Raw genomic sequence first — 26,972 nt, 5'->3', positions numbered from 1 at the left:
TCGTCAGAGGGAGCCGAGCTTGCCCAGGTCCTTCGCGACGAGGTAGTAGAAAGTCACCCGGCTCTTGGTGTTGTCGGCAGCCATTGCCTTGCAAGTCTTCTCGATGGATGCATCGGCCTTCGCTGCATCGCTGATGCCGAGCTTCTTGGCGACCCAGTTGTCCCTGACACGCCCGAGTTCCTTCGGGTGGGTGCAGGATACCAGCGAGGAATCGCGGTTCCTGAGCGCGATGCCTAGGTGCTTGACGATCTTTTCAACCGCATCAGCACTGGCGCCGGCATCGTATTTCTTCACGTCTGCAAGATAGTCGGCCATCAAAATTCCCCTCGTCGGCGCCACGGATTCGAGCGATGAGGGCTGTGGCGCGCTGCTGCAACATGTGCGCTAGGTCGGTAACTCCTCACCGGGGCAAAGCTTCGGTTGAGACCGCGCCCAAGTCAACCCTTTGGACTTGCGGTTTTGTCAGAGGGACAAAGTGCCATTGCGGCCTTCCATTTCTTGCGATGGCCCCCTATATTCAGTTTGTCGGCTAGACCGACTATGGCGATAAATGGGCGATGAAATAAGCCGTTCGGACCCGGGGGCGGTACCCGGCGCCTCCACCAAAAGCCGCTGCTGATGACAGAGCGGTTTTTGCTGGGGGCGAAATAGGATCGACGAAGGTGTAAAGATCGTACTTTTGCCCGGCATGGTACCACCGTCATCGGGCTAAACCTGTAGTTGCAAATGACAACTATGCGGAAGCACGTCTCGCCGCGTAAGCGGTGCGATAGCTTCAAATCAAGCCCTAGAGGTTCGCACTTCTAGGCGGGGTTCGGAGGTACCTGGCAACAGAAACCTCCACTTCTCCCCTCCTCAACACGCGCTACGCACAACGGCAGCTCCCGCTGGCCGGTCCGTCCAACGGCTATGGGCCGCGAAGGCGCACCGCCGCGTGCCCGTCTCTATGGACAAAACATGCAAAACGATTCCGATCGATTCTTCGTGCTGACCGGTGGTCCCGGATCCGGCAAGACCACCCTGATCGAAGCCCTGCGGCACGCAGGCTTTGCCACCTCGGTGGAAGCCGGGCGCGGCATTATCCGCGACCAGTCCGCCATTGGCGGATCCGCTTTGCCCTGGCGTGATCGCGCCCTGTTCGCCGAGTTGATGCTGGCATGGGATATGCGCTCGTATCAACTTGCGCGAGAACAGACCGAGCGTCCTGTTTTTTTCGATCGCGGCGTTCCGGACACGATTGGGTACCTCAGGCTGAGCGGCCTGCCGCTACCCGAACACGCCAACGCCGCCGCCGGGCGCTTCCGCTATCATCAGCGCGTCTTCGTCGCCCCGCTTTGGCCGGAGATCTTCGCGCAAGATGCGGAGAGAAAGCAGACGCTTGAGGAGGCCGAGCGTACCCACCATGCGCTGGTCGGCGTCTACACGGAGTTGGGCTATGAACTCGTCCCGCTGCCTTTGGCGACGGTCGAGGAGCGGCTGCGCTTCGTACTGATCGAGGCAGGATTGGCATGAAAAAGGCCGGGATGAACCCGGCCTTTTCATTTGTTTTGGTTGCTTATTCCGCCGGCGCCTCGACGGCTTCGCGCGAGCGGCCGAGCGTGAACTTGGCCAGCGTGAAGGAAATCACCGCGCAGAGCGTGATGCCGGCCACCATCGGCAGCGGCGTACCGTCGAAGAACACGCCGGCAACACCCATGGCGAGTGCGCCGATGGCGAAATGCAGCGTGCCCATCAGCGCTGACGCCGTACCGGCGATCTCGCCATGTTCTTCCATGGCCAGCACCGAGGTGGTCGGAATGACTAGGCCGAGAAAGCCGTAGCCGACGAACAGCAGCGCCGCCATCATATCGAGCCGGTCGATGCCCGTCGCCATCACCGCGAACAGCACCACCATCGTCGTCGCATAGCCGGTCACCGCGACGCGCACCACGCGCCTCAGGCCGAAGCGCTCGGCCAGCAGCCCCGTCATCTGCGACATGCCGATGAAGGCGACCGCGTTGATCGAGAAGAACACGCTGTAGACCGAAGGCGACAGCCCGTAATGGTCGATCAGGATGAACGACGAACTCGACAGATAGACGAAGAAGCTGGCAATGCCGAAGCCGGCGATCGCCGTCAGGCCAAGGAAGTTGCGGTCACCCATCAGGAAGCGGTAGGCCGACAGCGCGGTGCCGAAGGAGGAGCCGGCGCGATCTTCAACCGGCCGCGTCTCCTTGAGCGAGGTTGCCAGAAGGATGGTGGCCAGCAGAGCCGCGCCCGTCACCGTCCAGAACACGGCGCGCCAGCCGAAATTCTCGATGATCACGCTGCCGGTCAGCGGCGCCAGGATCGGCGACACCGAAAACACCAGCATCAGCAAGGACATCAGCTTGGCGGCCTCATTACCGGTGTGCAGGTCGCGCACGATGGCGCGCGGAACGGCCATGCCGGCGCTGGCGCCAAGCCCTTGCAGGAAACGGAAAGCGATCAGCCATTCGATGCTCGGCGCCATTGCCGAACCGATGCCGCCGACCATGAACAGCGCAAGGCCGCCATAAAGCGGCAGCTTGCGGCCGACCATGTCGGAGATCGGCCCGACGACGATCTGGCCAAACCCCATCGACAGGAAGAAGATCAACAGGCTCATTTGCACGGCAGCGGTGCCGGCATGCAGATCCGCGCCGATCGACGGCAGCGCGGGCAGATACATGTCGATGGCGAACGGGCCGATGGCGGACAACAAGCCGAGCACGACCGCGATGCGGAGGAATTTGGGACTCATGATAAAGGCTTCTTTCAAATCTGGTTGCCGCCGCCAGGCGACGTCTAACCTAGGACGTTCCATCCCATGAGATTCCGACACCTCGAGAGCGAATTCTGTTCGTCTGCCGTGCGAAATCTCTTTATCTTGTGTCCACAAATTTAGACACTCTTGTCTAAATCGTCAATCGCCTCTATATAGTTTTTTATGAAGCTGCATGTTTCTCCTGACATTTTCCCGCCACGCGGCCATGAGGCCAAGCGCCTCTCGATCGTCGATTCCGCGGCTGCCGTGTTTTGCCGCGAAGGTTTCGCCGGCGCCAACATCGATCTGATCGCGGCCGAAGCCGGCGTTTCGCGCCAGACGATCTACAACCATCATGGCGACAAGGAGAAACTGTTCGTCGCCGTGGTCCGCGACCTCACCGAACGCTGCAATGCCGGCATCTTCGCCACCATTGCCACCTTCCCCGACCAGCCGGGGGATCTCGAAGCCGACCTGATCGGCTTTGCCGTGCGCCTGAACCAGAACTGCATCTGCAACCGCGACGGAAAATTCCTGCGCAAGCTGATCCAGACCGAAGGCGAGCGCTATCCCGAACTGTTTGCTGAATGGCGCGAACAGGGACCGGGCAGGACATGGCCGGCAATCGCCGCCCGCTTCGCCCGCCTCGCCTATGGCGGCTACCTCACGATCGAGGACCCGGACGTGGCGGCACGCCAGTTCCTTGGCCTCGTCAATGCCGAACTGCAGACCACCTTCATGCTTGGCGGCTCGCCGCGCGAGGACGAGGTGCTGCAATCCGCGACCAATGGCGTGCGCACCTTCCTGCGCGCCTTCGGCAAGCGCCGGTCCGCGGCATCGTCCGAAAAGCAAAGCGCGCTCGCCAGCGCCTGAGCGATCAAATCGCTGGCAATAGTCTTCGCTTCCGCGCGAGGGTGATCTATATGCGGTTTACGCCGCCCTCAAGCTTGATTACAGCTATGCGGACGATTCAACGGAACCCGACCGCCACATGGCCGACGACCACATCCGCTACGACATTCTGGCCCAGGAGGCGTTGCGCGGCGTCATGCGCAAGGTCCTGGCCGAGGTCGCGCGCACCGGCCTCCCCGGCAACCACCACTTCTTCATCACCTTCCTGACCGGCGCGCCGGGCGTACGCGTGTCTTCGCGGCTGCGCGAGCGCTATCCCGAGCAGATGACCATCGTCATTCAGTTCCAGTATTGGGACCTGAAGGTGACCGATACCGGCTTCGAGGTTGGCCTGTCCTTCTCCGATGTGCCGGAAAAGCTCGAAATCCCGTTTTCGGCCGTACGCGGCTTCTATGATCCGTCGGTCAATTTCGAACTCGAATTCGACGTCAAGACGGATGGCGCGGCAGCCGAGGAACCAGCCGCTCCAGCCTCGCCTGAGCCGTTGACCATCGTCTCCGAGAAAAAGCCGAAGGCGGAGAAGAAGGCAGCTGCCGCCGAGGCGGAGAAGAAGCCCGCAGCGGCGGACGCCAGCACCAAGGGCGCCGAAGTGGTCTCGCTCGACGCCTTCCGCAAGAAATAGGCCTGCGGTTCACGCCATGGCTGACATCGTCAATCTCCGCCAGGCTCGCAAGCAGAAGGCGCGGGACGAGAAAGTGCGCGTCGCCGAACAGAACCGGGCACTGTACGGTCGCTCCAAGGCAGAGAAGCAACGCGACCGCATAGTCGCCGACAAGGCCGAAAACTTCGTCGCTGGGCACCGCCGCGAGCCATCCGGCGCCGAAGACGACCAGTGAGCTGTCACCAGTGAGCGCGGTCGAAAAGCGCTCGGTGACCATTCGCGGTCACCGCACCAGCTACTCGCTCGAAAAGCCCTTCTATGACGACCTCGTCGCGATCGCGGCCGCCCGGCAATTGACGCTCGCTGCGCTCGTTGCCGAAGTCGACGAGACGCGGCCCCGCGACACCAACCTGTCCTCGGCGTTGAGGCTCCATGTGCTGGAGTGGGCGAAGCGAGGAGAGAGAATCTAAAGGCTTGCGACCGCGTCGTCCTTTTTCCTGTGTCTGGTGCCAAAGCCAAGCAAGGTCGAACGCTCGCGCTCCTCGGCCTGTTTCCTGGACCGCACGCGCATCAAATCCTTCCAGCCGACATAGCCCACCAGTTGCAAGCCCTCACGGGTGACGACGGGCAGATGAGAGACGTTGGCCATCAGCAGTTTGTCCGACAGGCCTTCGAGATATTCATCCGGATAGGCCAACGTCACCTTGCTGCCGGCCAGCAACGCGCCAAGCGTGGTGGTGCGGTGCGTGCCGGCGCGTCTCCAGCGCAATATAGCCGGCGGATCGATGAGGCCCAGCACATGACCGTGCTCATCGACCACCGGGAAACTCGGATGCCGTGTTTCCGGCGCTGTCAGGAACGCTGCCGCGCCATGCAGCGTCATCGTCGCCGGCACGCTTTCGACCTGTGACGTCATCACCTCGCGCACCCTGGTCAGGGCGAAAGGGTCGACCCGGTATTCGCGAACCAGATGATGTCCCCTTCTGGCGATCTTTTCGGTCAGGATCGACCGCTTCATCAGAAGCACGGTGACGGCGTGCGCGGCGGCGCAGGCAGCAATCAGCGGCACCAGCATATGTGTGTTGCCGGTCAGTTCGACGGCGAAGAACGTGGCGGTCAGCGGCGCACGCATGGTGCCGCCCATCGTGGCGGCCATTGCCAGCAGCGCCCAGAAACCCGGATCCGCAGCAGGCAGAACGCCGGCGAGCACAGCGCCCATAGCCCCGCCCATGATCAACAGCGGCGCCAGCACACCGCCCGACGTTCCCGAGCCGAGCGCAACCGACCAGATGATCGCCTTGACCACCAGCAGGAGGAGTGCTGCCGTCGCGACCGTGCGGCCGTCCAGCATGTCGGTGATGTTGTCGTAGCCGACGCCGAGCGCGTGCGGCTCGATCAGCCCGCCGATGCCGACCACCAGTCCGCCAAGCATGGGCCACCACATCCAGTGGATCGGCAGCTTCTGAAAACCGTCCTCGCAGGCATAGACCATCTGCGTAAGCAGCCCCGACAAAAGTCCTGCACAAACGCCGATCGCCACCCAGCCGGCAAGGCCGACAAAGGACACCTCCATGCCGCCCTGAAACGGAAAGATCGGCCCGGGCAGATGCAGCATGGTGCGCTCGACCTCGGCGATAACGGCCGCGACCGCCACAGGAATGAAGCTGCGCGGGGTCCATTCGAATAGCAGCAGTTCGACCGCCAGCATGATGGCGGCGATCGGTGTTCCGAACACCGTGGTCATGCCTGCTGCCGCACCCGCCACCAGCAGCGTCTTGCGCTCGTTGTCGCTGACCGGCAGCATCTGCGCGATCAGCGAGCCGATCGCGCCGCCTGTCATGATGATCGGGCCCTCGGCGCCGAACGGTCCGCCGGAGCCGATCGAGATCGCCGACGACAGCGGTTTCAGGATGGCCACCTTGGCATCGAGCCTGGAACGCCCGAGCAGGATTGCCTCGATGGCTTCGGGAATGCCATGACCGCGGATCTTCTCGCTGCCGAAGCGCGCCATCAGGCCGATGATCAGCGCGCCGATCACCGGGACGATGACGGAGGCATAGCCCAGCGGCGTGTCCTCGAGCTTCAGATCGGCGAGCGTGAACTGGCCAAAATAGGCGATGTTGGTGGCCAGCCGGATCAGCTTCAAAAGCGCGATGCCGGCAACCAGTCCAGCTGTCGCCACCACCACGGCAATGGCGGCGACGAACAGCACCCTGGCATCCGTGGTGAAATCCCGCAGATGTTCCGGGTTCGAGTGAGGGGTCTTCATGGCAGTTTGCTTCCTGGCGGCGCGCCGTATGTCTGAGATGCGGCACGGTCGAAGCGGCCAGCCGGGCTTGTTGGTGGCTATGTATCGTAACACGATATAAATATTCAAGCCGGTTTCGCCCGAAATCCGTTTGAGCTTTCGCCGGAAAACGAACACATGTCTGATATGTCGCAGCCACAAAAACCACGCCCCGCCATCAGCCAGGCTGATTACCAGCGGCTATCGGAGTTTCGCTACCTGATCCGCCGCTTCCTCGAATTCAGCCAGGTCCAGGCGGAAGACGCCGGCCTGACCCCGCGCCAGCATCAAGCGCTGCTGGCGATCAAGGGATTCCCCGGCGGCGGCCCGGTGACGGTTGGCGATCTCGCGGAACGCCTGCGTATCCGCCACCACAGCGCCGTCGAACTGGTCAACCGCCTCGGCGAGGCGGGGCTGGTCACAAGGGATCAGGACAAGGACGACCACCGCCGCGTGCTGCTGCAACTGACCGAGCGCGCCGACGATTGCCTGGCCGAACTGTCGGCGGTGCATCTCGACGAACTGTCACGCATCGAACCGATGCTGCGGCGTCTGCTCGATCGGGACCGTGGGTAACCGCCGTCGACTACTACTGCAGCGACTTCAGCAGATTGTCGATCGTGAACGGATTGGACTTCGGCTTGGCCGGCGGCGGATTGTCATTGGCCTGCGGCAGCGGGGCACGCTCCACCTTGGGAGCCTGCTGCGCGGCCTTGCGCTCGGCCTCGAGCCTTGCCTTTTCCTGCGCCGCGATGGGCACCGCCTCTTCCGCCTTCTGCCGCTCCTGCTCGGCCTGCGCTTTGGCCGCCTCGTCGGCGGCCTGCTTTTCGGCAGCCGCCTTCGCATCGGCATCGGCCTTTGCGTCCGCTTCGGCCTTTGCGTCCGCTTCAGCCTTGGCCTGGGCATCCGCTTCGGCCTTGGCTTTGGCATCAGCCTCGGCTTTCAGCCGCGCCGCTTCCTGCTGCTTGCGCAGTTCTTCGGCCGCCTTGTCGCGAGCATCCTGCAGCGCCGCGTAGTAGCGGACCTCGCGCCGAAGCCGCTGCTTCTCAAGCAGCGCGGCCTGCATCGCCTCGACGCGTTGTTGTTCCTTTTCCAGCGCACGCTGGGTCAGGAACTGCGCCAATGGCTCGCTGTCGAACTCTCGTTTCACCGCGCCGAACGGCCCCTCGGCGGTGAAATTCACGACCGGCTCGGAGCCGACCAGCGCCTCGTCGCCAGGCCGATAGGTGATCGCGCCCTTGGCCGACACCGTGGCCGCGTTGAGATCCGCCGTGACGTCGGCGGACAAGGTCGCCGCCGGATTTTCCAGGCTGACCGGCGGCGCCCGCAGCGTGCCGCCGGCAACCGTGAAGGCTATGTCGGTGTCCTTGGCGGCTAGACTGCCATCAGCGGCGATGTCAGGCGCAAAGCCGGCGGTCTTGGCCGCATCGATGTCACGCCCGATCGCATCCGCCTTGGCGAGGAACGCACTGAACGCATCTGGATTGACGCCGGCAACTTTCACGCCCTTCAACGCCGCAGTTCCGGAGCCGGACAAGGCAGCCACCATCCCTTCGACCGATTTGCCGCTGCTTGACAGCGCCGTCGAGAAGTCGCCGATGCCGCTGATGCCGGCATCCGGCAGCACGGTCGCCAGATCGGCGCCCGCCAGTTTCATCTGGCCAGTGAACAGCCCGGTGCCATCATTGTTCTTCAGTTCGAAAAGGCCGGTGAGCGCCCCGCCCAGCAATTTCGCCTTCAAATCCGAAACGCGGATGCCTTCCTGGTCGAGCTTGAGCGAAAAAGCGGCGTCATAGGCCGTGGCGAACCGACCGGCGGCGAGCGCTGCCGTCGTCAGGTCCAGGTCGGCGGTGAACGGCAGGCTGGATTTCTGGCTGAACGGTGTCGCCGGCCACACGCCACCCTTGCCTGCCCCTTCCTTGTCGGCCCCGTCTTTGTCGGCAAGAAAGGCGGAATCGCCGAACAGCGCCACCGCCATCGGATCGAGGTCGAGTTCGTCGAGCGCCAGCGCCCCGGCCAGATGCGGCACGCCGTCCTTTACATCGATATTGACGTCGCCGGACACTGCCGCCTCGTTGATGGCGCCGCTGAGTTCGTCCAGCACCAGCAGACCGTTGCCATAGTCGCCCTGCGCGGCGAGCGACGTCGACATGCCCGCCCCCATGCCGGGCAGGCCGATGCCTGACGTCATCAGCCATGGCTCGATGTCGGCGGCATCGAGGCTGAGCTTGCCCTTGGCGGCGAGGCCTTGCGGCGTGTCGGCGATCGTGCCTTCGAAACCAGCCTTGAAGTCATTGCCGGCAAGGCTGAAATTCGTCGCCAGGCCGCCACCAAGCGTTCCCTTGGCCTGAATGTCGGTGCTTGCCTCGCCCAGCATGCCGAGCGGCAGCGCCGGCAGGCCGTAGAGAGCCAGCAGCGTGGTGGCGTCAGGGTTTTTGGCGTTGAAGGTCAGCGCCACCGGCGCTTCAAGAAGCTTGTCCACCGCCCCCTTCCCCGACAGCGACGCCGAAAAGGCCGAGCCGCCCGCCTTGCCTTGCCCGCTCACCGCCAGGCCCGTGGTGCCGTCGCCATTATCGGCCGCACTCGCCACCAGGTCGATGCGCGCATCCTGGAACAGCTCGGGATAGGCAGCGGCGCGGCTCGCCAGCCCTTTCAGCACGGCACTGTCGGGATAGTGCTGGGCGGCGACATCGATCAGCGGCTTCAGATCGACGGCAATCACCGACGCATCGAGCTTGCCGGTCGGGCTCGCCGGGAAATCCTTGATCCTGCCGGTGGCGCTGATCGAGGCGCCGGCCAGCCCGCCCACCGACAGCCGGTCGATTTCGAGCAGCCCGTCGCGCAGCCTGAGCGCCGTGTCGACGGTATCCGCGGTCAACCCGCCAGCGTTGACCGGCCCTGCCTTGATCTGGAAATCGAGGTCGCGGTCGGCAAAGCGATTGGCGCCCTTGTCGCTGACGAAGATCGAGGCGAAGGCCGCCAGCCCGTCGACATCGAGGTCGCCCCCTTCGAGACGCATCAGCACTGAGGGCTTGGCATCGTCGGGCTGGCTGGAATCGATGCGGCCGGAAAACCTCGCCTTACCCAGGATCAATTCGAGATCGCTGAAGGCCTGGCGCTTCTGCGAGAGGTCGACCTTGGCCTTGAAGCCGGCGGCAGGCAGACGGCGGATCGCCTCGTCGACATCCTTCGACAGCCAGGCGGCAAAGCCGGAGGGTTGCGCCACGGCCAGCAGCAGCGAGCCGTTGAAGCCGAAATGACCCTCCAAATTGAGCACGAGCATGCCATCGGCTTCCAGCGTGGTGCGGCCGGGCAAGGTCGCGGCAAGCGATTTCACCGACCAGCCGCCATCGACCGGCTCGGCGGAAAGATGCACGTCGCGCACCGTGGTGTCGCCGACCACCACCGCCGGCAGCTTGACCTCGACGGTGCCGGGAATGGTCGGCTTCGGCATGTCGAGCAGCGCCTGCTCAAATGCCGCAATGCGCTGGTCCAGCGTCAGGCCGGCGCCGGCCTCGGCGCCCACCGCCTCGTCGAACTGCACCTGCGCGCCATTGGCCTCGATGGCGAAACTCGGTTTCAGCCCGAGATCGACAGAAGCCTTGCCATCGGCGGTGTAGGGGTTGTCGAGCGGCCCGGTCTCGAAGCGGAATTCGTCGACGCCCAACTTCTGGTGGTCGAGCGAAAACTTGCCGTTCAGCCGAAAGCCCGGATCGGGCTTGCCGGCGGAAACCTTCACCGTCTCACCGTCGGTGCTGCGCAGCTCGGCGCTGTTCTTGTCCGCACCGGAGATTTTGAATTGGCCGGAATAGACGGCAGCGCCATTGACAATGCCAGCATTGCCGTCGGCTTCGATGACCAGCGGATAGGCATCGGGATCGGCCTTCAGCCGCAGCCGCATCTGCCCGTTGGCTTCGGCCTTGCCGGTGGACGCGGTGACCGCGGTGCGCAACCCGTCCAGCCGCAGCGTGCCGTCCATGCGCCATGGCCCGGCCAGCGACTTGGCCGAGATGGTCGAATTGATCTCGGAAAACAAATGGCTGCGCCCGCCGGCGGCATGGCGCAGTTCGATCTGCCCTTCCGTCACCGTCAGCTTCTCGATCGAGATCTGGTTGAGGTCGAAGGGCGAGGACGGCCGCATCGCCCAGTCGACCGTGCCATTGTTGGCGATGTCGATGGTCGCTTTCGGCCGCACCAGCCGCATGTCGAAGATCAGCACTTCGCCACGCAGGAAGGGCGCCAGTTCCGCATCCATCGAAAACGTCTCGACGGTCATGGCCGGCTGGCCATTGGGGCCGCCGGCGACAGCGACATTCGAGAAGGTCACCGAGGGGAACGGCAACAACCTTGCCGTGGCGTCGCCCTGCACAGTCACCTTGCGGCCGAGAATGGCGCTCGCCTCGCGCTCGAATTGGGCGCGGTAGCCTGTCCAGTCGACAAAATACGGCACCACCAGCGCCGCACATAGCACCAGCACGAACAGGCCACCAAAGATCACGAACAGGCGTGCGAGCATCAGCTCCGAATGGGTTGATTGAAATTCTGCCGCACTCTACCCGCATCCGCGTGTCGATAAAGAGGCAATTCATCCAGTGTTGCGCGATCCCGGATGATCTGAAACAAATCCTCGCAAAGCGGAGAATTCGGATGTCTGGGAAGAACTGGGATCGCGTGCCGATCGACGCGCAAAGCGTCGACGCTCCGCTGTCGCTTTCGGCGGTCTTTCTTGTCGTCACCGTCGCCGGCGAGCAGACCGCGCTCGCCAAGGTGGCCTCCGTGCTTGGTGGGCTCGACGATCTCGTCAAAACGGTCGGGTTCCGCGATCTTTCCGGGCGGCTTTCGTGCATTGCCGGCATCGGCCGCGATCTCTGGGATCGTCTTTCTCCAGATCGGCGGCCGCTGGAACTGAAACCGTTTGCGCCGATCAACGGATCCGTTCATTCGGCGCCCTCGACCGCTGGCGATCTTCTCTTCCACATCCGCTCCGAACGCCCCGACATGTGCTTCGAGTTCGAGCGCATTCTGCTCGACAATCTCGGCGACGGCGTGAGCGTCGTCGACGAGGTTTCCGGCTTTCGCTATTTCGATGCGCGCGACCTGCTCGGCTTCATCGACGGCACCGCCAACCCGACCGGCCTCGATTTGCCCGCCTCTGCGCTCGTCGGCGATGAAGACGCCGACTTCGCTGGCGGCAGCTATGTCGTCGTCCAGAAATATCTGCACGACATGCAGGCCTGGGCGCGCATTCCGACGCCCGAGCAGGAAGCGATCATCGGCCGCACCAAGATCGACAACATCGAAATCGACGATGACGACGCGCCGCGCAAATCACACAAGTCGCTGGCCACCATCGAGGATGCCGATGGCAACGAGTACGACATATTGCGCGACAACATGCCGTTCGGCAGGCCCGGACAAAACGAGTTCGGGACCTACTTCATCGGCTATTCCAGATATCTTTGGGTCATCGAAAAAATGCTGCAGCGCATGTATATCGGCGACCCGCCGGGCGCCTACGACCGCCTGCTCGATTTCTCGACGCCGCAGACCGGCACAACGTTCTTCGCGCCAACCCGCCCCATGCTGCAGGCGCTTGTCGAGGGCGCGCAGGAGAAGCTTCCCGCCGCCCGGTAAAGAACGGCTGACGGCCTCTATCGGCGAAGATCAGCGTGCGTCGCGCTTCGCTTGTGCCACCTTGCCCGCCTTGCGCTGCCGGCCGAGTTCCGCCGGCCGGACCAGCTTCGGCGCCCGCTTGCTAGCCACGGCGCGCATGCCCTTGTGAGCCGTCCGCGAATTGAGCGCGGGACCGTCCGCCGGCGCATTTTGCTTCATGGCCAGCACCTTGCGCGCATTCCCAACCAGCGAAACGCTGGCCGCCAGTTGCCGGCGCCGCTCGGCCTCGCCATTCAGCCGCCGCATCGCCATGGCCAGCACCGCCAGCTTTACCTGCGAACCGCCATCGGACTTTGAGGGCGCAGCACCTTTCGGCGCTCCCTTGCCCCGCATTTCGCGGCGGCGCCGATGCGCCTCGGTCTGTGCCTTGTCGCGCCGGTCCCGCAACAGCTTGACCAGACCGGCAAGATCGGCGTCGGAAAGCTCCTGCACCGAAGGATGGTGCGATTTCTCCACCAATTCCTGTTCGTCGGCGCTCAGCGCACGCGCCTCTTCCTTGCGTGAAATCGCCATGACACTTCTCCTCCGCTGGCACGCCTGTCTGTTTCAGGCCTCGCTGCTCGGCGAAGTCTCGGCCCGAATGGTGGCATGGTCAAGAGGAGCCGCCTGCGGCCTTGCGCTGGAGGACGCGCCTAGTACCCCGGCAATATCTTGCCCGGGTTCATGATATCGAGCGGATCGAGCGCCTGCTTGATCGTGCGCATGATGTCGACGCCGTGGCCGAGCTCGTGGCGCAGGAAGCCGATCTTGCCCTGGCCTATGCCGTGCTCGCCGGTGCAGGTGCCGTCCATGGCGATCGCCCGCATGTTGAGCCGCGAGACGAACTTTTCCGACAGTGCGATCTCCTTGGGATCGTTGACGTCCATCAGCACCAGAACGTGAAAATTGCCGTCACCGGCATGGCCGACGATCGGCGCGATCAGGCCCATCTCGGCAATGTCGGCTTCGGTCTCCATGACGCATTCGGCAAAGCGCGAGATCGGCACGCAGACATCGGTCGACAGCCCCTTGGCGCCCGGCCGTAGCGTCAGCGACGACCAGTAGGCGTCATGCCTGGCCTTCCACAGTTTGGTGCGCTCCTCGGCGACGCTGGTCCACAGGAACGGCCCGCCGCCGTTCTCTTCCGCGATCATGCCAAAGGTCTCGGCCTGTTCGGCAACGCCGGCATCGCTGCCGTGGAACTCGACGAACAGGCACGGGCTTTCGGGATAGTCGAGCTTCGAATAGTTCTTCATCGCCCGCATCTGCAGCGCGTTGACCAGTTCGATGCGCGCCACGGGGATGCCCATCTGGATCGTCGCGATGACAGCATTGCAGGCCGCCTCGACGCTCGGAAACGGGCAGACGCCGCCGGAGATCGCCTGCGGGATGCCTTGCAGCCTCAAGGTCAGCGAGGTGATGATGCCGAGCGTGCCTTCCGAGCCGACCAGCAGCCGCGTCAGATCATAGCCGGCCGAGCTCTTTTTCGCCCGCTTGCCGGTCGTCACCGTCTCGCCGTCGGCCATGACGGCGGTCAGCGACAGCACGTTCTCGCGCATCGTGCCGTAGCGCACCGCGTTGGTGCCGGAGGCCCGCGTCGCAGCCATGCCGCCGAGCGAGGCATTGGCGCCGGGGTCGATCGGAAAGAACAATCCGGTGTCGCGCAGGTGCCGGTTCAAATCCTCGCGGGTGACGCCGGGTTCGACCGTGCAGTCGAGATCTTGCGGATTGACCGCAAGGATGCGGTTCATGCGCGAGGTGTCGACCGATATGCCGCCGCCCGGTGCGTTGGTGTGACCCTCCAGCGAGGAGCCGACGCCGAAGGCGATCACCGGCACGCGGTGCGCGGCACAGGCCCGCACGATCTCCTGCACCTCGGCGGCCGTCTCGGGAAACGCGACGCCGTCCGGCGCCTGCGTCGGAATATAGGTGGTGGTGTGCGCGTGCTGCGAGCGGATGACTTGGCCGGTCTGGAATCGCTCGCCAAGCTGCTGCTTGAGGATGCCGAGCACAGCGGCGATGCCCTCCTCGTTGCGTTCGACCGGGTTGAGGTCGCTCAGAGCCATGAATTCCTCCGCGAATGGACCAGCGTCCACGCTTGTTATGCGTCTATGGATGCGTAGTCTCCGGAGCCACGCTCTGTCCAGCACCAGAACAAGGAAGTTTCGATGCCCATCCCCACTCCCTTCGTCTCAAAACCCATGGACATCGAGAAGGACTGGATCGACTACAACGGCCATCTCAACATGGCCTATTACAACGTGCTGTTCGACCGCTGCTCGGACGATGCCTTCGAGGCAATGGGCATGGGACCGAACTATGCCAGGGATCGTCGCCTCACCATCTACACGGCCGAAGTCCATGTCTGCTACGTGCAGGAGTTGCACCTCGAGCATAAGGTCACGGTCTCATTCCAGCTCATCGACCACGACGACAAGCGGCTGCGGGCCTATCAGGAAATCCGCCATGTCGACGGCTGGCTGGCCGCGACGTCCGAATCGCTGTCGCTGCATGTCGACATGTCCGGGCCGAAGGTGGCGCCCTTCCCCGCCGATGTGCTGGCCAGGGTCGAAGCCATGCGCGCCGCCCATTCGGCACTGCCGATGCCGGAACGGGCCGGCCGCTCGATCGGCATCAAACGCAAATAGGGCGAAGGCGATACTTCTCGTTTCCGGCTTCAAAGCCACACCGGCAATCTAAAATCGCAGAACCCTCCCATCGGCCGGCAGCAGTGCTTGAAGCAGCGCGGCGCCCACGTTAACCTTACCAAGGTTTTAACGGGAACAAGCCATTTGAGCCGTTGCGCGACTCAGCGGGTCGGTCGAAAACGATCCGCATCGAGGTAGCGACACGGGCGGCGCGGCGCCGGTTCGAGGAAAGTGCATGAAAACCGACATCAAGGTCGAGGTGGACAGGCTGGCTGCCGATCCGCGCATCACCGACTACGATTTCTGGCGCTCGCTCAAGAACGTCAACAACGAGATCTTCCACATCGCCAACAACAACGAGCCGATCCCGTTCGACATGATCCGCTGGCGCGCCATCCTGAAGCAGGCGCGCATGAAGCGCGGCCACGTTTGATTGGTGCAGGAGTAAAGTAGCCTCAGTCGTGCACGGCCTTGTCCGTCTATTGGCACCTTCCTCCATCGCACCGGCGCGTTACTGCGACAGTAACAGGATTGGTAAATTGCATGACGACGCTCTGTTGAAACTTCTCGCGGCAGTCTATCGTTGGGCCGAACGCGGTGGAGGGGAAAATGCAGAAACCTTACTCAGTCCAACTTACTAGCATCCAATCTGAGGCCTTTGTCAGGCAGTTTTACCTAAACACAAACCCTATAAAGCCATTTGAGGCAGAGATCATACAAAATATTCTGCAAACAGATGTCCCGCAACATGACTGGCGGACATTAAATCATATTTTTTGCAAGGGATGCCGAAGAGAACTGACTGCACTTGATTTGTTCCTATCTGGCCTCAAGCAGCACAGCCCTAAGTTTATTGATGACTATCTTCACAATGGCGCAAGCGGTGGCGGAGAAGTCGCTTACTCAGATGGAAGACATTGCGACATTCAGGTATTTCATCATGATCTTCATGTAGTTTGCATCCAATGCGGAACCGAAATGGACGAGGCAACACCGCAAGATCATATCTACGGATACAAGCGACCGAAGAGACCTATTGGGGTAATCAGCGTATCTGTAAAGGTATTCAACTGGCTCGTTGGCAAAGCGGATGAAGATCTGGCCCGTCAACCACGGCAGCGCTAGGGCTTCCCTGGCGGCAGCAGCCTGTTGTGCGAAGACACGAACGAAAGTTCGTGCATCAGCGCTTGACCGCTCCCAGCGGCGAGCGCGCTACCACCGGCGACGACTGGATGATCGCCGTGTTGGTCATCGCGTAGGGAATGATCCGGTCGATCACCCGTTCGAGTTCGGCCACCGAGCCGACATGCGCCAGCGCGATGAAACAGTCCTCGCCGGTCACCCGGTCGCATTGCGCGATCTCCGGCAGCTCGCGGATGATTTCGGCCACGACAGCCAGTTGTCCCGGCACCGGACGGATGCGCAGCCATGCCGACAGCGGCAGGCCAAGTGCCGCGGGGTTGATCCTGACCGAATAGGCCTCGATGACGCCGGTCTCCTGCAGCCGCTTGATGCGCTCGGCCACGCTCGGCGCCGACAGGCCGACCGAGCGTGCCAGTTCCGCCGTGCTGATGCGCGCGTCCTTCTCCAGCAGGCAGGATCTTCATATCCGCCGCGTCGAGGTCGGCATTTTCGTTTCGAAGGCGCTTCATGGAAAATTCCTTGCTTCCGGGAGAAAGATGGCCAGAAGAGCCAGTTATCACCCATATAAACAGCCAAATCTGCCTGCGATACTGATCCGATGGATGATCAAACGCAAGCTCCTGCGGCGGACCCTGCCCCTTCCGGTTCCACCCTCGGCAGGCTGACGGAAAAACTGCCGCCGCATGTCTGGTTCGGCGTCAGCGCCGTCTTCCACTATCTCGGGCCGGCATTCGCCGTCCTGCTTTTCCCGCATGTCGGCGTGCTCGGCATGGCGTGGCTGCGTATCGCCACGGCAGCACTCATCTTCGCACCCCTGACCCGCCCATGGCGAACCTTCGCCCGCGCCGATCGCTCGACAAGGCTGCTGTTGCTGGCCTTCGGCGCCTGTCTGGCGGTGATGAACTGTTCGTTCTACCTGGCGCTCGACCGCCTGCCGATCTCGCTGGTGGCGGCGATCGAATTCGTCGGCACCATCGGCGTCGCGGTGGTCGGCCTCAGGAGCCCGCGCAATCTCGCCGCCCTTGCCGTCGCCATCGCCGGCACCTTGCTGCTCATCGACGTCAGATGGTCCGATGGTCCCATCGGGCTGTTCTGGGCCTTCCTCAACGGCGCGCTGTTTGTCGGCTACATCGTGCTCGGCCACCGCGTCGCCGCTTCGGGCGCAGGCAGCGGCATTGCCGGCCTGGGTGCCGCCATGGCGATCGCTTTCGTGGTCGTGCTGCCGATCGGCTTCACCGATGCGCTGCCGGCCTTTTTCTCGCCGCCGCTGCTGCTCGCCGCCATCGGCGTCGGCATCTGCTCGTCGGTTATCCCCTACATCTGCGACCAGCTCGCCATGTCGCGGCTGCCACGCGCGAGCTTCGCGCTGATGCTGTCGCTGCTGCCCGTCACCGCGACGCTGATCGGCGTCGTCGTGCTGCGCCAGATTCCAAGTTTTGCCGATTGCCTCGGCATTGCGCTGGTGGTCGCCGGCGTCGCCTTCCACAAGCCGGCGAACACGGATTAGACGGGTGCCCCTATGCCAGTTTCTGCTTGAGGAAGGCGATCGTTCTGCCCCAGGCGAGGTCAGCCGCCTTCTTGTCGTAGCGCGCTGCCGACGTGTCGTTGTTGAAGGCATGGTTGGCGCCTTCATAGACATAGACCGTGTATTCGACATGCGCCGCGTCGAGTTCCTTCTTGAAGGCGTCGATGCCGGCATTGATGCGCTCGTCCAGTCCGCCATAGTGCAGCAGCAAGGCCGCCTTGATCTTGGACATATCGGCGGCCTTCGGCTGCATGCCGTAATAGGCAACGCCGGCACTGAGATCGGGGGCGTTGATGGCCAGCATGTTGACCGTGCCGCCACCCCAGCAGAAGCCGATGGCGCCGACCTTGCCGTTGCCGTCCTTGTCGCTCTTGAGGAAAGCGACGGTCGCAACACCGTCGGCGATGGTCTGCGCCGGATCGAGCTTGGCGAACATGTCGCGCGCCTTGTCTTCATCGGTTGGCGTTCCGCCGAGCGGCGACAGAAAATCCGGCGCCAGCGCCACGAACCCCTCCAGCGCCACGCGTCGCGTCACATCGCGGATATGCGGGTTGAGCCCCCTGTTCTCATGCACGACGATCACCGTGCCGAGCTTGCCCGCCTTGTCCACCGGCTTGACCAGATAGCCCTTCATTTCGCCGCTGCCGCCGGGATAGCTGATGTCCTCGCCCTTCACCCGCGGATCGTTGTCGGCGACAACAGCCGCTTGCGCCGAATTTGCCGCCAGAAGCGGGGCGATCGCGGCGGCCGCCGCACCCGATCCGGCAAGCCGGGTCAACTGCTCCATGAACCGGCGGCGATCGAGCGTCAGATGCGTATATTCGTCATAGGCGTCGATCATCGCCTGGGTGATGGCGGGCTTGGCGTCGGGTTTCGTCATGGATCGGGTCCTCTGCTTCGGGCTTTAATTGCCAGCTACATAGGGACCAAGCCGGCATGGTCCAGTCGAGCACTCATCGCGGCCGCCGATTGCCTCAGGGCGTAGGCCGCTGGCCGCGTCCCGGCAGTAAAGCCGGTGCCATGCACGGCCGTGTCATCACTTTTTGGTCATTGGCGATAAATCCTGCTGGCGCTGCCACAATCGTGAGGGAAGGTGGCTATCGACGGTATCTTGACCGCGTGCCTACACGTCAAACCCAGAAGGAAGCGATGACCATGACCATGCCTTCCCCGATCCTCGCCAGCGCGCTCGTCCTTGCGGCGGCCGTCGCTTTGGCCCTGTGCTCGATGGTTCTGAACGCAGGCAGACGATCGTTGATCAGGGTCCGCGCTGAGCGGAACCGCAACACGAAAAACCAGGGTTGAGGTGACGCCATGAACGTCCAGGACATCGTCAACACCGTTTCGCAGAAGGCCGGCCTCGACCAGGCGACGACGGAGAAAGTCGTCGGCACCATTTTCTCGGTGCTCGAACACGAGGCGGAAGGCACAAGCGCCTCGGCGTTCTTCGCCAAGATCCCCGGCGCCGACGACCTCGCCCATCAATATGACGTCATGGCCGCCGCTCCGGCCGGCGGTGGCGGTTTTCTGTCGTCGTTGCAGGGCGCGCTTGGCGGCGTTCTCGGCGAGAAGGCCGGCGCGCTGATCAACGGCATCGCCGCGCTCAAAGCATCCGGGCTCGATATGGCGCAAATCCAGAAGGCCGGTGCAACGCTGATCCAGCAGGCCGAAGCCGCCGCCGGCCCCGACCTGACCAACAAGGTGCTCGGCTCGGTGCCCAGCCTGAAGGGTCATCTGGGGATTGGCTGATCGACAACGGGTCGATCGGAAGATTTGCCGCCCCTCATCGCCCAGTCGGGCACTTCTCCCCGTCACTATACGGGGAAAGACACCGGCACAGATGAGGGGCGGCGCGACCTCTGAAAGATCGCGTTACCCTGTCGCCTACTTCGGCAGCGCGTAGGCCATAACATAATCCCCGGGCTTGGTGCCGACCGAACCGTGGCCGCCGGCGACAATGACCACGAACTGGCGGCCGTCGGCGACCGTATAGGTCATCGGCGTCGATTGCCCGCCGGCCGGCAGCCGCGCCTGCCACAGCTGCTTGCCCGATGTCAGGTCGTAGGCGCGCAGATAGTCGTCGACCGCGGCCCCCAGGAAGGCGACGCCGCCAGCCGTGATCATCGGCCCGCCGATGCCCGGCACCCCGACTTTCAGGGGCAGCGGCAGCGGCGTCATGTCGTAGACGGTGCCGTTGCGGTGCTTGTAGGCGATCTTGCCGGTCCTGAGATCGGCGCCGGCGACATAGCCCCAGGGCGGCGCCTGGCAAGGAATGCCGAGCGGCGACAGGAACGGCCCCATCACCACCGCATAGGGCGCGCCCTCGTTGCGGTTCAGCCCCTGCTCGCTGCCGCGCCCCTCGTCCGGCGGCGGCACCTGATCGCGCGGGATCAACTGCGATTTGAACGCCAGGTAGGTCGGCATGCCGAACAGCACCTGCCGGACCGGATCGACGGCGACGCCGCCCCAGTTGAAGGTGCCGAAATTGCCGGGATAGATCAGCGAGCCCTGGACGGAAGGCGGCGTATAGCGTCCCTCATAGCGCAGGCCCTGGAATTCGATCCGGCAGGCCAACTGGTCGAACATGGTTAGGCCCCACATGTCGGCGCCGGTGAGCGGCTTCGGCATGAAGGTGAGATCGGAGACCGGCTGCGTCGGCGATGTGTGGTCGCCTTCGATCGCGCCGCCCGGCGCCGGCACTTCGTTGACCGCAATGACCGGCTCGCCGGTGCGGCGGTCGAGCACATAGAGGTCGCCCTGCTTGGTCGGTCCGACCAGCGCCGGCACCACCGTGCCGTCGGGTTTGGTGATGTCGATCAGGCTCGGCTGTGCCGGTACGTCCATGTCCCAGAGATCGTGGTGCACGGTCTGCCGCACCCATCGCACCTGACCGGTGTTGAGGTCGAGCGCGGTGATCGACGACGAGAACTTCTCGACATTGGCACTGCGCCCGGCGCCGAGCTGGTCCGGCGTCTGGTTGCCGAGCGGCACGTAGAGCAGGCCGAGCTTCTCGTCGGCGCTCGGCGTCGACCACATGTTGGGCGAGTTGGCGGTATAGGTCTGGCCGGCCGGCAGCGGCGTCGTCTGGTCCGGATTGCCGGAATCCCAGTTCCACACCAGCGCGCCGGTGGCAGCGTCGTAGGCGCGGATGACACCGGACGGCTCCTGCGTCGAATAATTGTCGTTGACCGCGCCGCCGACAATGATCTTGCCGCCTGATATCAGCGGGGCCGAGGTCGAGTAGTAATAGCCCGACTTCGGATAGGGCATGTTGGTCAGAAGGTTCAGCGTGCCGCCCTCGGCGAAAGCCGGGCAGACCTGCCCGTTGGCGGCGTCGAGCGCGATCAGCCGCGCGTCCGAGGTCGGCAGGTAGACGCGGGTCGCACAGGGCTGCCCGGCGGCGCCGGCGGCATCGGCATAATAGGCCACGCCGCGGCAGGTCTGGTGCTGGCGGTCCTTGTCGAGCTTGACCTTGGGATCGAAGCGCCATTTCTCCTTGCCGCTCGCGGCATCGATGGCGATGGCGAAATTGTGCGGCGTGCAGATGTAGAGCGTGTCGCCGATCTTCAGCGGCGTCACCTGATAGGTGGTCTCGCCGACATCGTCCGGTCCCTTCACGTCGCCGGTCTGGTAGGTCCAGGCAGGCTGCAGCTTGGCGACATTGTCAGGCGTGATCTGGTCGAGCGGCGAATAGCGCTGGCCGAACTGCGTACGTCCGTAATAGTGCCACTCGCCGGCCGGCACATCATTGCCGAGATTGGCGTTGGCGACCACCTTGTCGGTGCCGAGTTCGCCGGCAATGTCCTTCGGATCTGAAGTCATCGAATAACCGGCGACGGCCAGCGAGGCCAGCACGGCCAGGATCAGCGGCGCGCGTGCGTCAGGGCCGACAAGACCCCGCCTCGCCCACGGCGTCAGCAGCCACAAAGCGAGAAGCACGATGATGCCGCCGCGCGGTCCAAGTTCCCACCAGTCGAAGCCGGTTTCCCAGACCGCCCAGGCCAACGTGCCGAGCACGATTACCGCGTAGAGCCACAGTGCGGTGGACCGGCGCCGGTAGAGCAGCCAGGCGGCGATCAGGAAGGCAAGGCCGGCAACGACATAGTACCAGCTGCCGCCCAGCATCGCCAGGCGGATGCCGCCGCCGCCGAGTGCCAGGCCGATGAGGAAAAGAATGAGGGAGGTGATGGTGACAGCCAAGATGATACTCCTTCGACTGTTGCGCTTCGCGGCGCGGCCATGGCAACCCGGCATTGCGTCGCTGCCCGAAGCACAACTTTCTCCTGACGGTCCCGCCTGTCAAGCACGGGCCTCAAGCGCAGGCGGTAATGGTCCATCGCAATTGGAATAACATCGACCGCGGTGGGAGCGCGGGGCAGCAATCGGGCACTTTAGCGGAACAAAACGTAGACAGTTCTGGTCTTTCCCCACCGAATCACTACATTCGGGGCGATGTCCGGCTTTTCCGAAGACATGCCCTTTTTCGACGAACCCAATGCGCGGCCCACGGCCCCGTCGGGCATCGCCGCGCGCGCCATGGCTGCCCGCAGCGGACACAACAACGCGCCCGACTATCTGAAGGGCCTCAACCCGGAGCAGCGGCTAGCGGTTGAAACAACGGAAGGCCCGGTTCTGGTGCTGGCTGGAGCCGGCACCGGCAAGACCCGCGTGCTGACCACGCGCATCGCCCACATCCTCGCCACCGGCAAGGCGTTCCCGTCGCAGATCCTCGCGGTGACCTTCACCAACAAAGCCGCGCGCGAGATGAAGATCCGCATCGGCGTCCTGATCGGCGAAGGCAATGTCGAGGGCATGCCCTGGCTCGGCACCTTCCACTCGATCGGGGTCAAGCTGCTGCGCCGCCATGCCGAACTTGCCGGCTTGAGATCCGACTTCACCATCCTCGACACCGACGACGTCGTGCGGCTGATCAAGCAGCTGATCCAGGCCGAAGGGCTCGACGACAAGCGCTGGCCGGCCAAGCAGTTCGCCCAGATGATCGACGGCTGGAAGAACAAGGGCCAAGGCCCGGCCGACATCGCCGAGGGTGACGCGCGCGCCTTCGCCAACGGCAAGGGCCGCGAACTCTACAAGGCCTATCAGGAGCGGCTGAAGACGCTGAACGCCTGCGACTTCGGCGACCTTCTATGCCACCCGATCCGCATCTTCCGCGCCAATCCGGATGTGCTGAAGGAATACCACAAGCGCTTCAAATACATCCTCGTCGACGAATATCAGGACACCAACACCGCCCAGTACATGTGGCTACGGCTGCTGGCGCAGCGGCCGCAATCCTCCCCCCTTGAGGGGGAGGTGCCCGCAAAGCGGGCGGAGGGGGTTGCCTCAGAAGGCACCTCCAAAACGTCGAGCACTGCCGCGCGGACCCCACCCGACCGGGCTTCGCCCGGCCACCCTCCCCTCAAGGGGGAGGGATATCAGCGCACCGCCACCGTCAACATCTGCTGCGTCGGCGACGACGACCAATCCATCTATGGCTGGCGCGGCGCCGAGATCGACAACATCCTGCGTTTCGACAAGGATTTTCCCGGCGCCACCATCATAAGGCTGGAGCGCAACTACCGCTCGACCGCGCATATCCTTGGCGCGGCCTCCCACCTCATCGCCCACAATGAGGGCCGCTTCGGCAAGACGCTGTTCACCGACCGCAACGAGCCGGAGGACGGCAAGGTGCATGTCCATGCCGCCTGGGATTCCGAGGAGGAAGCCCGCGCCGTCGGCGAAACCATCGAGACCTACCAGCGGCAAAAGCACAATCTCAACGACATGGCGATCCTTGTCCGCGCCTCCTTCCAGATGCGCGAGTTCGAGGACCGCTTCGTCACGCTCGGCCTCAACTACCGTGTCATCGGCGGCCCGCGCTTCTACGAGCGCATGGAGATACGCGATGCGCTGGCCTTCTTCCGCGTCGTCGCGCAAGGTGCCGACGACCTCGCTTTTGAGCGCATCGTCAATGTGCCCAAGCGCGGCCTGGGCGAAGCCACCATCCGCCAGATCCACGACACGGCCCGCGCGCTGCGCATCCCGATGCTGGAGGCCGCCGCCAAGCTGGCCGAAAGCGACGAGCTGAAGCCGAAGCCGCGCGCCGCACTGCGCGAGGTCGCGGCCAATTTCGAGCGCTGGCAAAAGGCCCTGGAAACCACGCCGCACACCGAACTCGCCGAGACCATTCTCGAAGAGAGCGGCTACACCGACATGTGGAAGAATGACCGCTCGGTCGAAGCGCCCGGCCGGCTGGAGAACCTGAAAGAACTGATCCGCTCGATGGAGGAGTATGAGTCGCTGCGCTCCTTCCTCGAACATGTCGCACTGGTCATGGATGCCGAGCAGAATGCCGGGCTCGACGCCGTCTCGATCATGACGCTGCATTCGGCCAAGGGCCTCGAATTCGAGACCGTCTTCCTGCCCGGCTGGGAGGAAGGCCTGTTCCCGCATCAGCGCGCGCTCGATGAAGGCGGCCGCTCCGGGCTGGAGGAAGAGCGCCGCCTTGCCTATGTCGGCCTGACCCGCGCCAAGAAGAACCTGCATCTTTGGTTCGTCTCCAACCGCCGCATCCACGGCCTGTGGCAGTCGACCATTCCGTCGCGCTTCCTCGACGAACTGCCGGAAGCCCATGTCGAGGTCGCCGAAAGCGGCAACTCCTACGGCGGCTACGGCAATTCCTATGGCGGCGGTTCTTTTGCCTCCGGCCGCGGCGGCCAGGGCGCGGGACGGCAAAACCCCTATGGCGCCTCGCGCTTCGACAATGTCGGCGCCGACAGCGAAAAATCCGGCGCCTTCTCCAACACCTATGCAACGCCGGGCTGGCAGCGCGCGCAGGCCAACCGCACCGAGGCGACCGACCGCAACTGGGGCTCGCGCTCCGGCCACCAGGTCGAGCGCATCGGCTATGGCGAGACGGACAGCGGCTACGGCGCCGGCCGCACCTCGGTCAAAGGCCGCACCATCGACGGCGAACTGGTCGCCAAATCCGTCTCCGACACGCCATCCGCCTTCAACGTCGGCGACCGCGTCTTCCACCAGAAATTCGGCAACGGCAACATTTCCGCGATCGAAGGCAACAAGCTGACCATCGACTTCGACAAGGCCGGCCAGAAGCGCGTGCTGGACGGGTTCGTCGCGGCGGTGTGAGCGCCCGCTTGCCCTACAAGCGACCATTCTCTGGCGGAAGCCCCACCTTCGTCATCCACGGGCGGAGCAGGAGCGAAGCGACGTCGCGGAGACCCGAGGATCCATGCCGCGACCTTCGCCCAGAAATGCAGCGGAGCAGAATTCCACAACCGCAGCGGTACTTTTAAGTCGCGGCATGGATCCTCGGGTCTGCGCCGCGTCGCTACGCTCCTTGCTTCGCCCGTGGATGACGAAATGATGGGCGTCCGCGCAAGGCATGCGGTTCGCCAACGAAACAGCCCCTCACCGATACCGTGCCTGGTTCCACTTATGCCCGAGCAGCGACAGGATGATGATCAGGCCGTTGAAGAACTGGACGTAGAAACCGCTCAACCCCGCCGCCACGACGCCGGTCTGGATGAAGGACACGGTGACCGCGCCGATAGCGCCGCCGACCACGGTGCCGATGCCGCCCCAGGTCGGCGTGCCGCCGACGAACACCGAGGCCAGCACCGGCAGCAGATAGCCGTCGCCGGCGGTCGGCCACCAGGTGAAGTTGATCATCACCGAGAATGTGCCGGCGAGCGCCGCACCGATGCCGACGAAGACGAACACTTTCACCCGCACGCGCTTGACGTCGATGCCCATCTGCTGGGCGCTGTCGGGGTTGTCGCCCACCACCCTCACCTGCGCACCGAAGCGGTGGCGGTTGTAGAGCATCGCCGACAGCACGACGAAGCCGATGGCCCAGAAGATCTGCACCGGAATGCCGAGGAGCTGGCTTGAGAAGATCGTGTAGGCCCAGCTGTCGCTGAGGCTGGTCAGCGCCATCGACTTGCCTTCGTTGATGATCTGGATCAGGCCGCGCAGCAGGAAATTCATGCCGAGCGTGGCGATCAGCGACGACAGCCCGCCATAGACGACCAGCGAGCCTACCAGGAAGCCGAGCAGCATGCCGGTGACGAGTGCCGCGGCGATGCCGAGGAACGGATCGTAGCCGGCCTGCACGACCAGCGCGAAGACCCATGAGGCAAAGCCCATCGTTGCCGGAAACGACAGGTCGATCTCACCGCAGGTGACCACGAAGACCAGCGGCACCACCACGAACAGCGCCACCGGCAGCGTCGTCAGCACCGAGCGGTAGAGATACCAGGTGGTGAAGACGGTCGGGTTGGCGATCAGGAACACCGTCATCATGACGATGAACACGGCGAGCGTGCCGAGCGCGGCACGGTTGTCGAGGATGAAGCCGCGCATCCAGTGATCGGATGGGTGTTTCCACTCTTTCTGGGCACTGGGGCGGGGAATGCCGGCGGACGGCTCGTGCAGGTCGGGCTCCATGGTCTTGCTCATCGTGCTCTCTGCTCCGCGTCGCCGGCATCGTGCAGCCCGGCCAATCCGCCGGGATGCGCGACCTCTTCCATGAAGTTGATGAGATCTTCGGCCGACTTGACCTCGCTGCGGTCGGTCGTCAGTGCGACCTTGCCGCGGTCCAGCACGACGAAGCGATCGGCGATGTCGAAGACATGATGGATGTTGTGGCCGATGAACAGGATCGAGCGGCCGCTCGCCCGCACCTGGCGCACGAAATGGAACACCTTGGCGGTTTCGGTCAGCGACAACGCCGTCGTCGGCTCGTCGAGGACGATCAACTCCGCCTGCTTGTAGATGGCGCGGGCGATCGCCACGCCCTGGCGCTCGCCGCCGGACAGCTGGCCGACGATCGACTGCGGCGTGAACACTTTCGAGGTGAAGCCGATCTCGCGCATCAGCCGGCTCGCTTCCTCGATCTCCTTGTTGACCCTGAGAAAGCCCATGAAGCCGGTCAGTTCGCGGCCCATGAAGATGTTGCGAACGATGGTCTGCTGCACGGCCAGCGCCCGGTCCTGGAACACCGTCTCGATGCCGGCCTCGCGGGAACGCGCGGCGCTCCACCCGGTCACCGGCTTGCCGCGCACGAGGATTTCGCCGCTGGTCGGCTTGACCACGCCCGAGAGGATCTTGATCAGCGTCGACTTGCCGGCGCCATTGTCGCCGAGCAGGCCGACGACCTCGCCGCGGTCGACGCTGAGGTTGACCCCGCCCAGTGCATAGACCTGGCCATAGGATTTGCTGATGTCGCGCAGTTCGATGAGGCGCTCTGCCATCGGATCCTCGCTTTGATTGTCTCTTGCCGGCTTCGTCGCCAGCGGTCCCGGGGGGGCGGGCGGGGGGAACCGGCCGGGGGGGGGGGGGGGGGGGGCGCGGGGGGGGGGGGGGGGGGGGGGGCGGGGGCGGATTTTTTTGGGGGGGGGACCCCCGGCGCGGGGGGG

The 26,972-nt window shown here is 64.0% G+C and carries 24 protein-coding genes, 1 other RNA gene and 1 pseudogene; 15 read left to right on the top strand and 11 right to left on the bottom strand.

The window, feature by feature from the left end; translation table 11 throughout:
• Positions 1 to 3: 3 nt before the first annotated feature.
• Positions 4 to 315: a DUF2853 family protein gene (locus tag NKH52_RS21240; RefSeq protein ID WP_352733501.1), complete on the bottom strand. Its 312-nt coding sequence runs from the start codon at positions 313 to 315 to the stop codon at positions 4 to 6.
• A gap of 170 nt (positions 316 to 485) precedes the next feature.
• Here NKH52_RS21240 and ssrA point away from each other — a divergent pair.
• Positions 486 to 845, top strand: a transfer-messenger RNA (tmRNA) gene (ssrA, locus tag NKH52_RS21235).
• Positions 846 to 957: 112 nt separating this feature from the next.
• On the top strand, positions 958 to 1,512 hold the full coding sequence (locus tag NKH52_RS21230; protein ID WP_352733540.1) for an AAA family ATPase: 555 nt from the start codon (positions 958 to 960) through the stop codon (positions 1,510 to 1,512).
• Between the two features lie 43 nt (positions 1,513 to 1,555).
• Here NKH52_RS21230 and NKH52_RS21225 read toward each other — a convergent pair whose 3' ends face one another.
• Positions 1,556 to 2,761 carry a multidrug effflux MFS transporter gene (locus tag NKH52_RS21225; RefSeq protein WP_352733503.1) on the bottom strand — a complete coding sequence of 402 codons (1,206 nt, stop codon included), beginning with the start codon at positions 2,759 to 2,761 and terminating at the stop codon, positions 1,556 to 1,558.
• Positions 2,762 to 2,947: 186 nt separating this feature from the next.
• Between NKH52_RS21225 and NKH52_RS21220 the strand changes: the two genes are divergently transcribed.
• The 4 genes from NKH52_RS21220 to NKH52_RS21205 all read left to right on the top strand — a co-directional run bounded on the left by NKH52_RS21220 (position 2,948) and on the right by NKH52_RS21205 (position 4,747).
• The gene (locus tag NKH52_RS21220; protein WP_352733505.1) at positions 2,948 to 3,637 is read left to right on the top strand and encodes a TetR/AcrR family transcriptional regulator; all 690 of its coding nucleotides are present in this window, start codon (positions 2,948 to 2,950) and stop codon (positions 3,635 to 3,637) included.
• Positions 3,638 to 3,755: 118 nt separating this feature from the next.
• The gene (locus tag NKH52_RS21215) at positions 3,756 to 4,298 is read left to right on the top strand and encodes an SspB family protein (RefSeq protein WP_128306087.1); all 543 of its coding nucleotides are present in this window, start codon (positions 3,756 to 3,758) and stop codon (positions 4,296 to 4,298) included.
• A 16-nt stretch (positions 4,299 to 4,314) separates the two neighbouring features.
• Positions 4,315 to 4,512 (top strand): DUF4169 family protein, encoded by a 198-nt coding sequence (locus NKH52_RS21210; protein ID WP_127260259.1) that lies wholly within the window; start codon positions 4,315 to 4,317, stop codon positions 4,510 to 4,512.
• Between the two features lie 10 nt (positions 4,513 to 4,522).
• Positions 4,523 to 4,747 carry a ribbon-helix-helix domain-containing protein gene (locus tag NKH52_RS21205; RefSeq protein WP_352733508.1) on the top strand — a complete coding sequence of 75 codons (225 nt, stop codon included), beginning with the start codon at positions 4,523 to 4,525 and terminating at the stop codon, positions 4,745 to 4,747.
• Here the strand turns inward: NKH52_RS21205 and NKH52_RS21200 are convergent.
• The gene (locus NKH52_RS21200; RefSeq protein ID WP_352733511.1) at positions 4,744 to 6,546 is read right to left on the bottom strand and encodes a chloride channel protein; all 1,803 of its coding nucleotides are present in this window, start codon (positions 6,544 to 6,546) and stop codon (positions 4,744 to 4,746) included. The genes NKH52_RS21205 and NKH52_RS21200 overlap by 4 nt on opposite strands.
• A gap of 156 nt (positions 6,547 to 6,702) precedes the next feature.
• On the opposite strand from NKH52_RS21200, the gene NKH52_RS21195 reads away from it, so the two are divergent.
• Entirely contained in the window at positions 6,703 to 7,140 is a 438-nt protein-coding gene (locus NKH52_RS21195) for a MarR family winged helix-turn-helix transcriptional regulator (protein ID WP_352733513.1), read from the top strand.
• Between the two features lie 13 nt (positions 7,141 to 7,153).
• Here NKH52_RS21195 and NKH52_RS21190 read toward each other — a convergent pair whose 3' ends face one another.
• Positions 7,154 to 11,080 (bottom strand): AsmA family protein, encoded by a 3,927-nt coding sequence (locus tag NKH52_RS21190; RefSeq protein WP_352733516.1) that lies wholly within the window; start codon positions 11,078 to 11,080, stop codon positions 7,154 to 7,156.
• Positions 11,081 to 11,211: 131 nt separating this feature from the next.
• Here NKH52_RS21190 and NKH52_RS21185 point away from each other — a divergent pair, with 131 nt between their 5' ends.
• Positions 11,212 to 12,198, top strand: a complete 987-nt coding sequence (locus NKH52_RS21185) for a Dyp-type peroxidase (protein ID WP_352733519.1) — start codon at positions 11,212 to 11,214, stop codon at positions 12,196 to 12,198.
• Positions 12,199 to 12,228: 30 nt separating this feature from the next.
• Here the strand turns inward: NKH52_RS21185 and NKH52_RS21180 are convergent, their stop codons facing one another.
• The gene (locus tag NKH52_RS21180) at positions 12,229 to 12,750 is read right to left on the bottom strand and encodes a hypothetical protein (RefSeq protein ID WP_352442263.1); all 522 of its coding nucleotides are present in this window, start codon (positions 12,748 to 12,750) and stop codon (positions 12,229 to 12,231) included.
• A 119-nt stretch (positions 12,751 to 12,869) separates the two neighbouring features.
• Positions 12,870 to 14,282, bottom strand: coding sequence for an FAD-binding oxidoreductase (locus tag NKH52_RS21175; protein ID WP_352733522.1), 1,413 nt, complete (start codon positions 14,280 to 14,282; stop codon positions 12,870 to 12,872).
• A 102-nt stretch (positions 14,283 to 14,384) separates the two neighbouring features.
• Here NKH52_RS21175 and NKH52_RS21170 point away from each other — a divergent pair, with 102 nt between their 5' ends.
• The 3 genes from NKH52_RS21170 (at position 14,385) to NKH52_RS21160 (ending at position 15,989) form a co-directional block, all read left to right on the top strand.
• The gene (locus NKH52_RS21170; protein ID WP_023813101.1) at positions 14,385 to 14,864 is read left to right on the top strand and encodes a thioesterase family protein; all 480 of its coding nucleotides are present in this window, start codon (positions 14,385 to 14,387) and stop codon (positions 14,862 to 14,864) included.
• A 235-nt stretch (positions 14,865 to 15,099) separates the two neighbouring features.
• Positions 15,100 to 15,297 carry a hypothetical protein gene (locus NKH52_RS21165; RefSeq protein ID WP_006204908.1) on the top strand — a complete coding sequence of 66 codons (198 nt, stop codon included), beginning with the start codon at positions 15,100 to 15,102 and terminating at the stop codon, positions 15,295 to 15,297.
• A 176-nt stretch (positions 15,298 to 15,473) separates the two neighbouring features.
• Positions 15,474 to 15,989 carry a DUF8243 domain-containing protein gene (locus NKH52_RS21160; RefSeq protein WP_352733525.1) on the top strand — a complete coding sequence of 172 codons (516 nt, stop codon included), beginning with the start codon at positions 15,474 to 15,476 and terminating at the stop codon, positions 15,987 to 15,989.
• 55 nt (positions 15,990 to 16,044) lie between these two features.
• On the opposite strand, the pseudogene NKH52_RS21155 reads toward NKH52_RS21160, so the two are convergent.
• Positions 16,045 to 16,516: pseudogene (locus NKH52_RS21155) on the bottom strand (Lrp/AsnC family transcriptional regulator).
• A gap of 89 nt (positions 16,517 to 16,605) precedes the next feature.
• Between NKH52_RS21155 and NKH52_RS21150 the strand changes: the two are divergent.
• Positions 16,606 to 17,514, top strand: coding sequence for an EamA family transporter (locus tag NKH52_RS21150; protein ID WP_352733528.1), 909 nt, complete (start codon positions 16,606 to 16,608; stop codon positions 17,512 to 17,514).
• A gap of 10 nt (positions 17,515 to 17,524) precedes the next feature.
• Here NKH52_RS21150 and NKH52_RS21145 read toward each other — a convergent pair whose 3' ends face one another.
• The gene (locus NKH52_RS21145) at positions 17,525 to 18,412 is read right to left on the bottom strand and encodes a dienelactone hydrolase family protein (protein ID WP_023813104.1); all 888 of its coding nucleotides are present in this window, start codon (positions 18,410 to 18,412) and stop codon (positions 17,525 to 17,527) included.
• 269 nt (positions 18,413 to 18,681) lie between these two features.
• Between NKH52_RS21145 and NKH52_RS21140 the strand changes: the two genes are divergently transcribed.
• Both NKH52_RS21140 and NKH52_RS21135 read left to right on the top strand, forming a co-directional pair.
• Positions 18,682 to 18,837, top strand: coding sequence for a hypothetical protein (locus tag NKH52_RS21140; RefSeq protein ID WP_352461352.1), 156 nt, complete (start codon positions 18,682 to 18,684; stop codon positions 18,835 to 18,837).
• 9 nt (positions 18,838 to 18,846) lie between these two features.
• The gene (locus NKH52_RS21135) at positions 18,847 to 19,281 is read left to right on the top strand and encodes a hypothetical protein (RefSeq protein ID WP_013530999.1); all 435 of its coding nucleotides are present in this window, start codon (positions 18,847 to 18,849) and stop codon (positions 19,279 to 19,281) included.
• A gap of 135 nt (positions 19,282 to 19,416) precedes the next feature.
• Here the strand turns inward: NKH52_RS21135 and NKH52_RS21130 are convergent, their stop codons facing one another.
• Entirely contained in the window at positions 19,417 to 21,732 is a 2,316-nt protein-coding gene (locus tag NKH52_RS21130) for a glucose/quinate/shikimate family membrane-bound PQQ-dependent dehydrogenase (RefSeq protein ID WP_352733531.1), read from the bottom strand.
• 252 nt (positions 21,733 to 21,984) lie between these two features.
• Here NKH52_RS21130 and NKH52_RS21125 point away from each other — a divergent pair, with 252 nt between their 5' ends.
• The gene (locus tag NKH52_RS21125) at positions 21,985 to 24,681 is read left to right on the top strand and encodes an ATP-dependent helicase (RefSeq protein ID WP_352733534.1); all 2,697 of its coding nucleotides are present in this window, start codon (positions 21,985 to 21,987) and stop codon (positions 24,679 to 24,681) included.
• Between the two features lie 282 nt (positions 24,682 to 24,963).
• Here the strand turns inward: NKH52_RS21125 and NKH52_RS21120 are convergent, their stop codons facing one another.
• A complete protein-coding gene (locus NKH52_RS21120) occupies positions 24,964 to 26,013 on the bottom strand; it encodes an ABC transporter permease (protein WP_128303519.1) in 1,050 nt (349 codons plus the stop codon).
• Positions 26,010 to 26,807, bottom strand: coding sequence for an ATP-binding cassette domain-containing protein (locus NKH52_RS21115; RefSeq protein ID WP_013530993.1), 798 nt, complete (start codon positions 26,805 to 26,807; stop codon positions 26,010 to 26,012). Before NKH52_RS21115 ends, NKH52_RS21120 begins: the two co-directional genes overlap by 4 nt.
• Positions 26,808 to 26,972 lie beyond the last annotated feature (165 nt).

Origin of the sequence: Mesorhizobium sp. M1066 (assembly GCF_040318635.1) — a bacterium.
Taxonomy (GTDB): Bacteria; Pseudomonadota; Alphaproteobacteria; order Rhizobiales; family Rhizobiaceae; genus Mesorhizobium.
The sequence above is the reverse complement of the archived record's forward strand: the minus strand, read 5'-3'. Positions and strand labels throughout refer to the sequence as shown.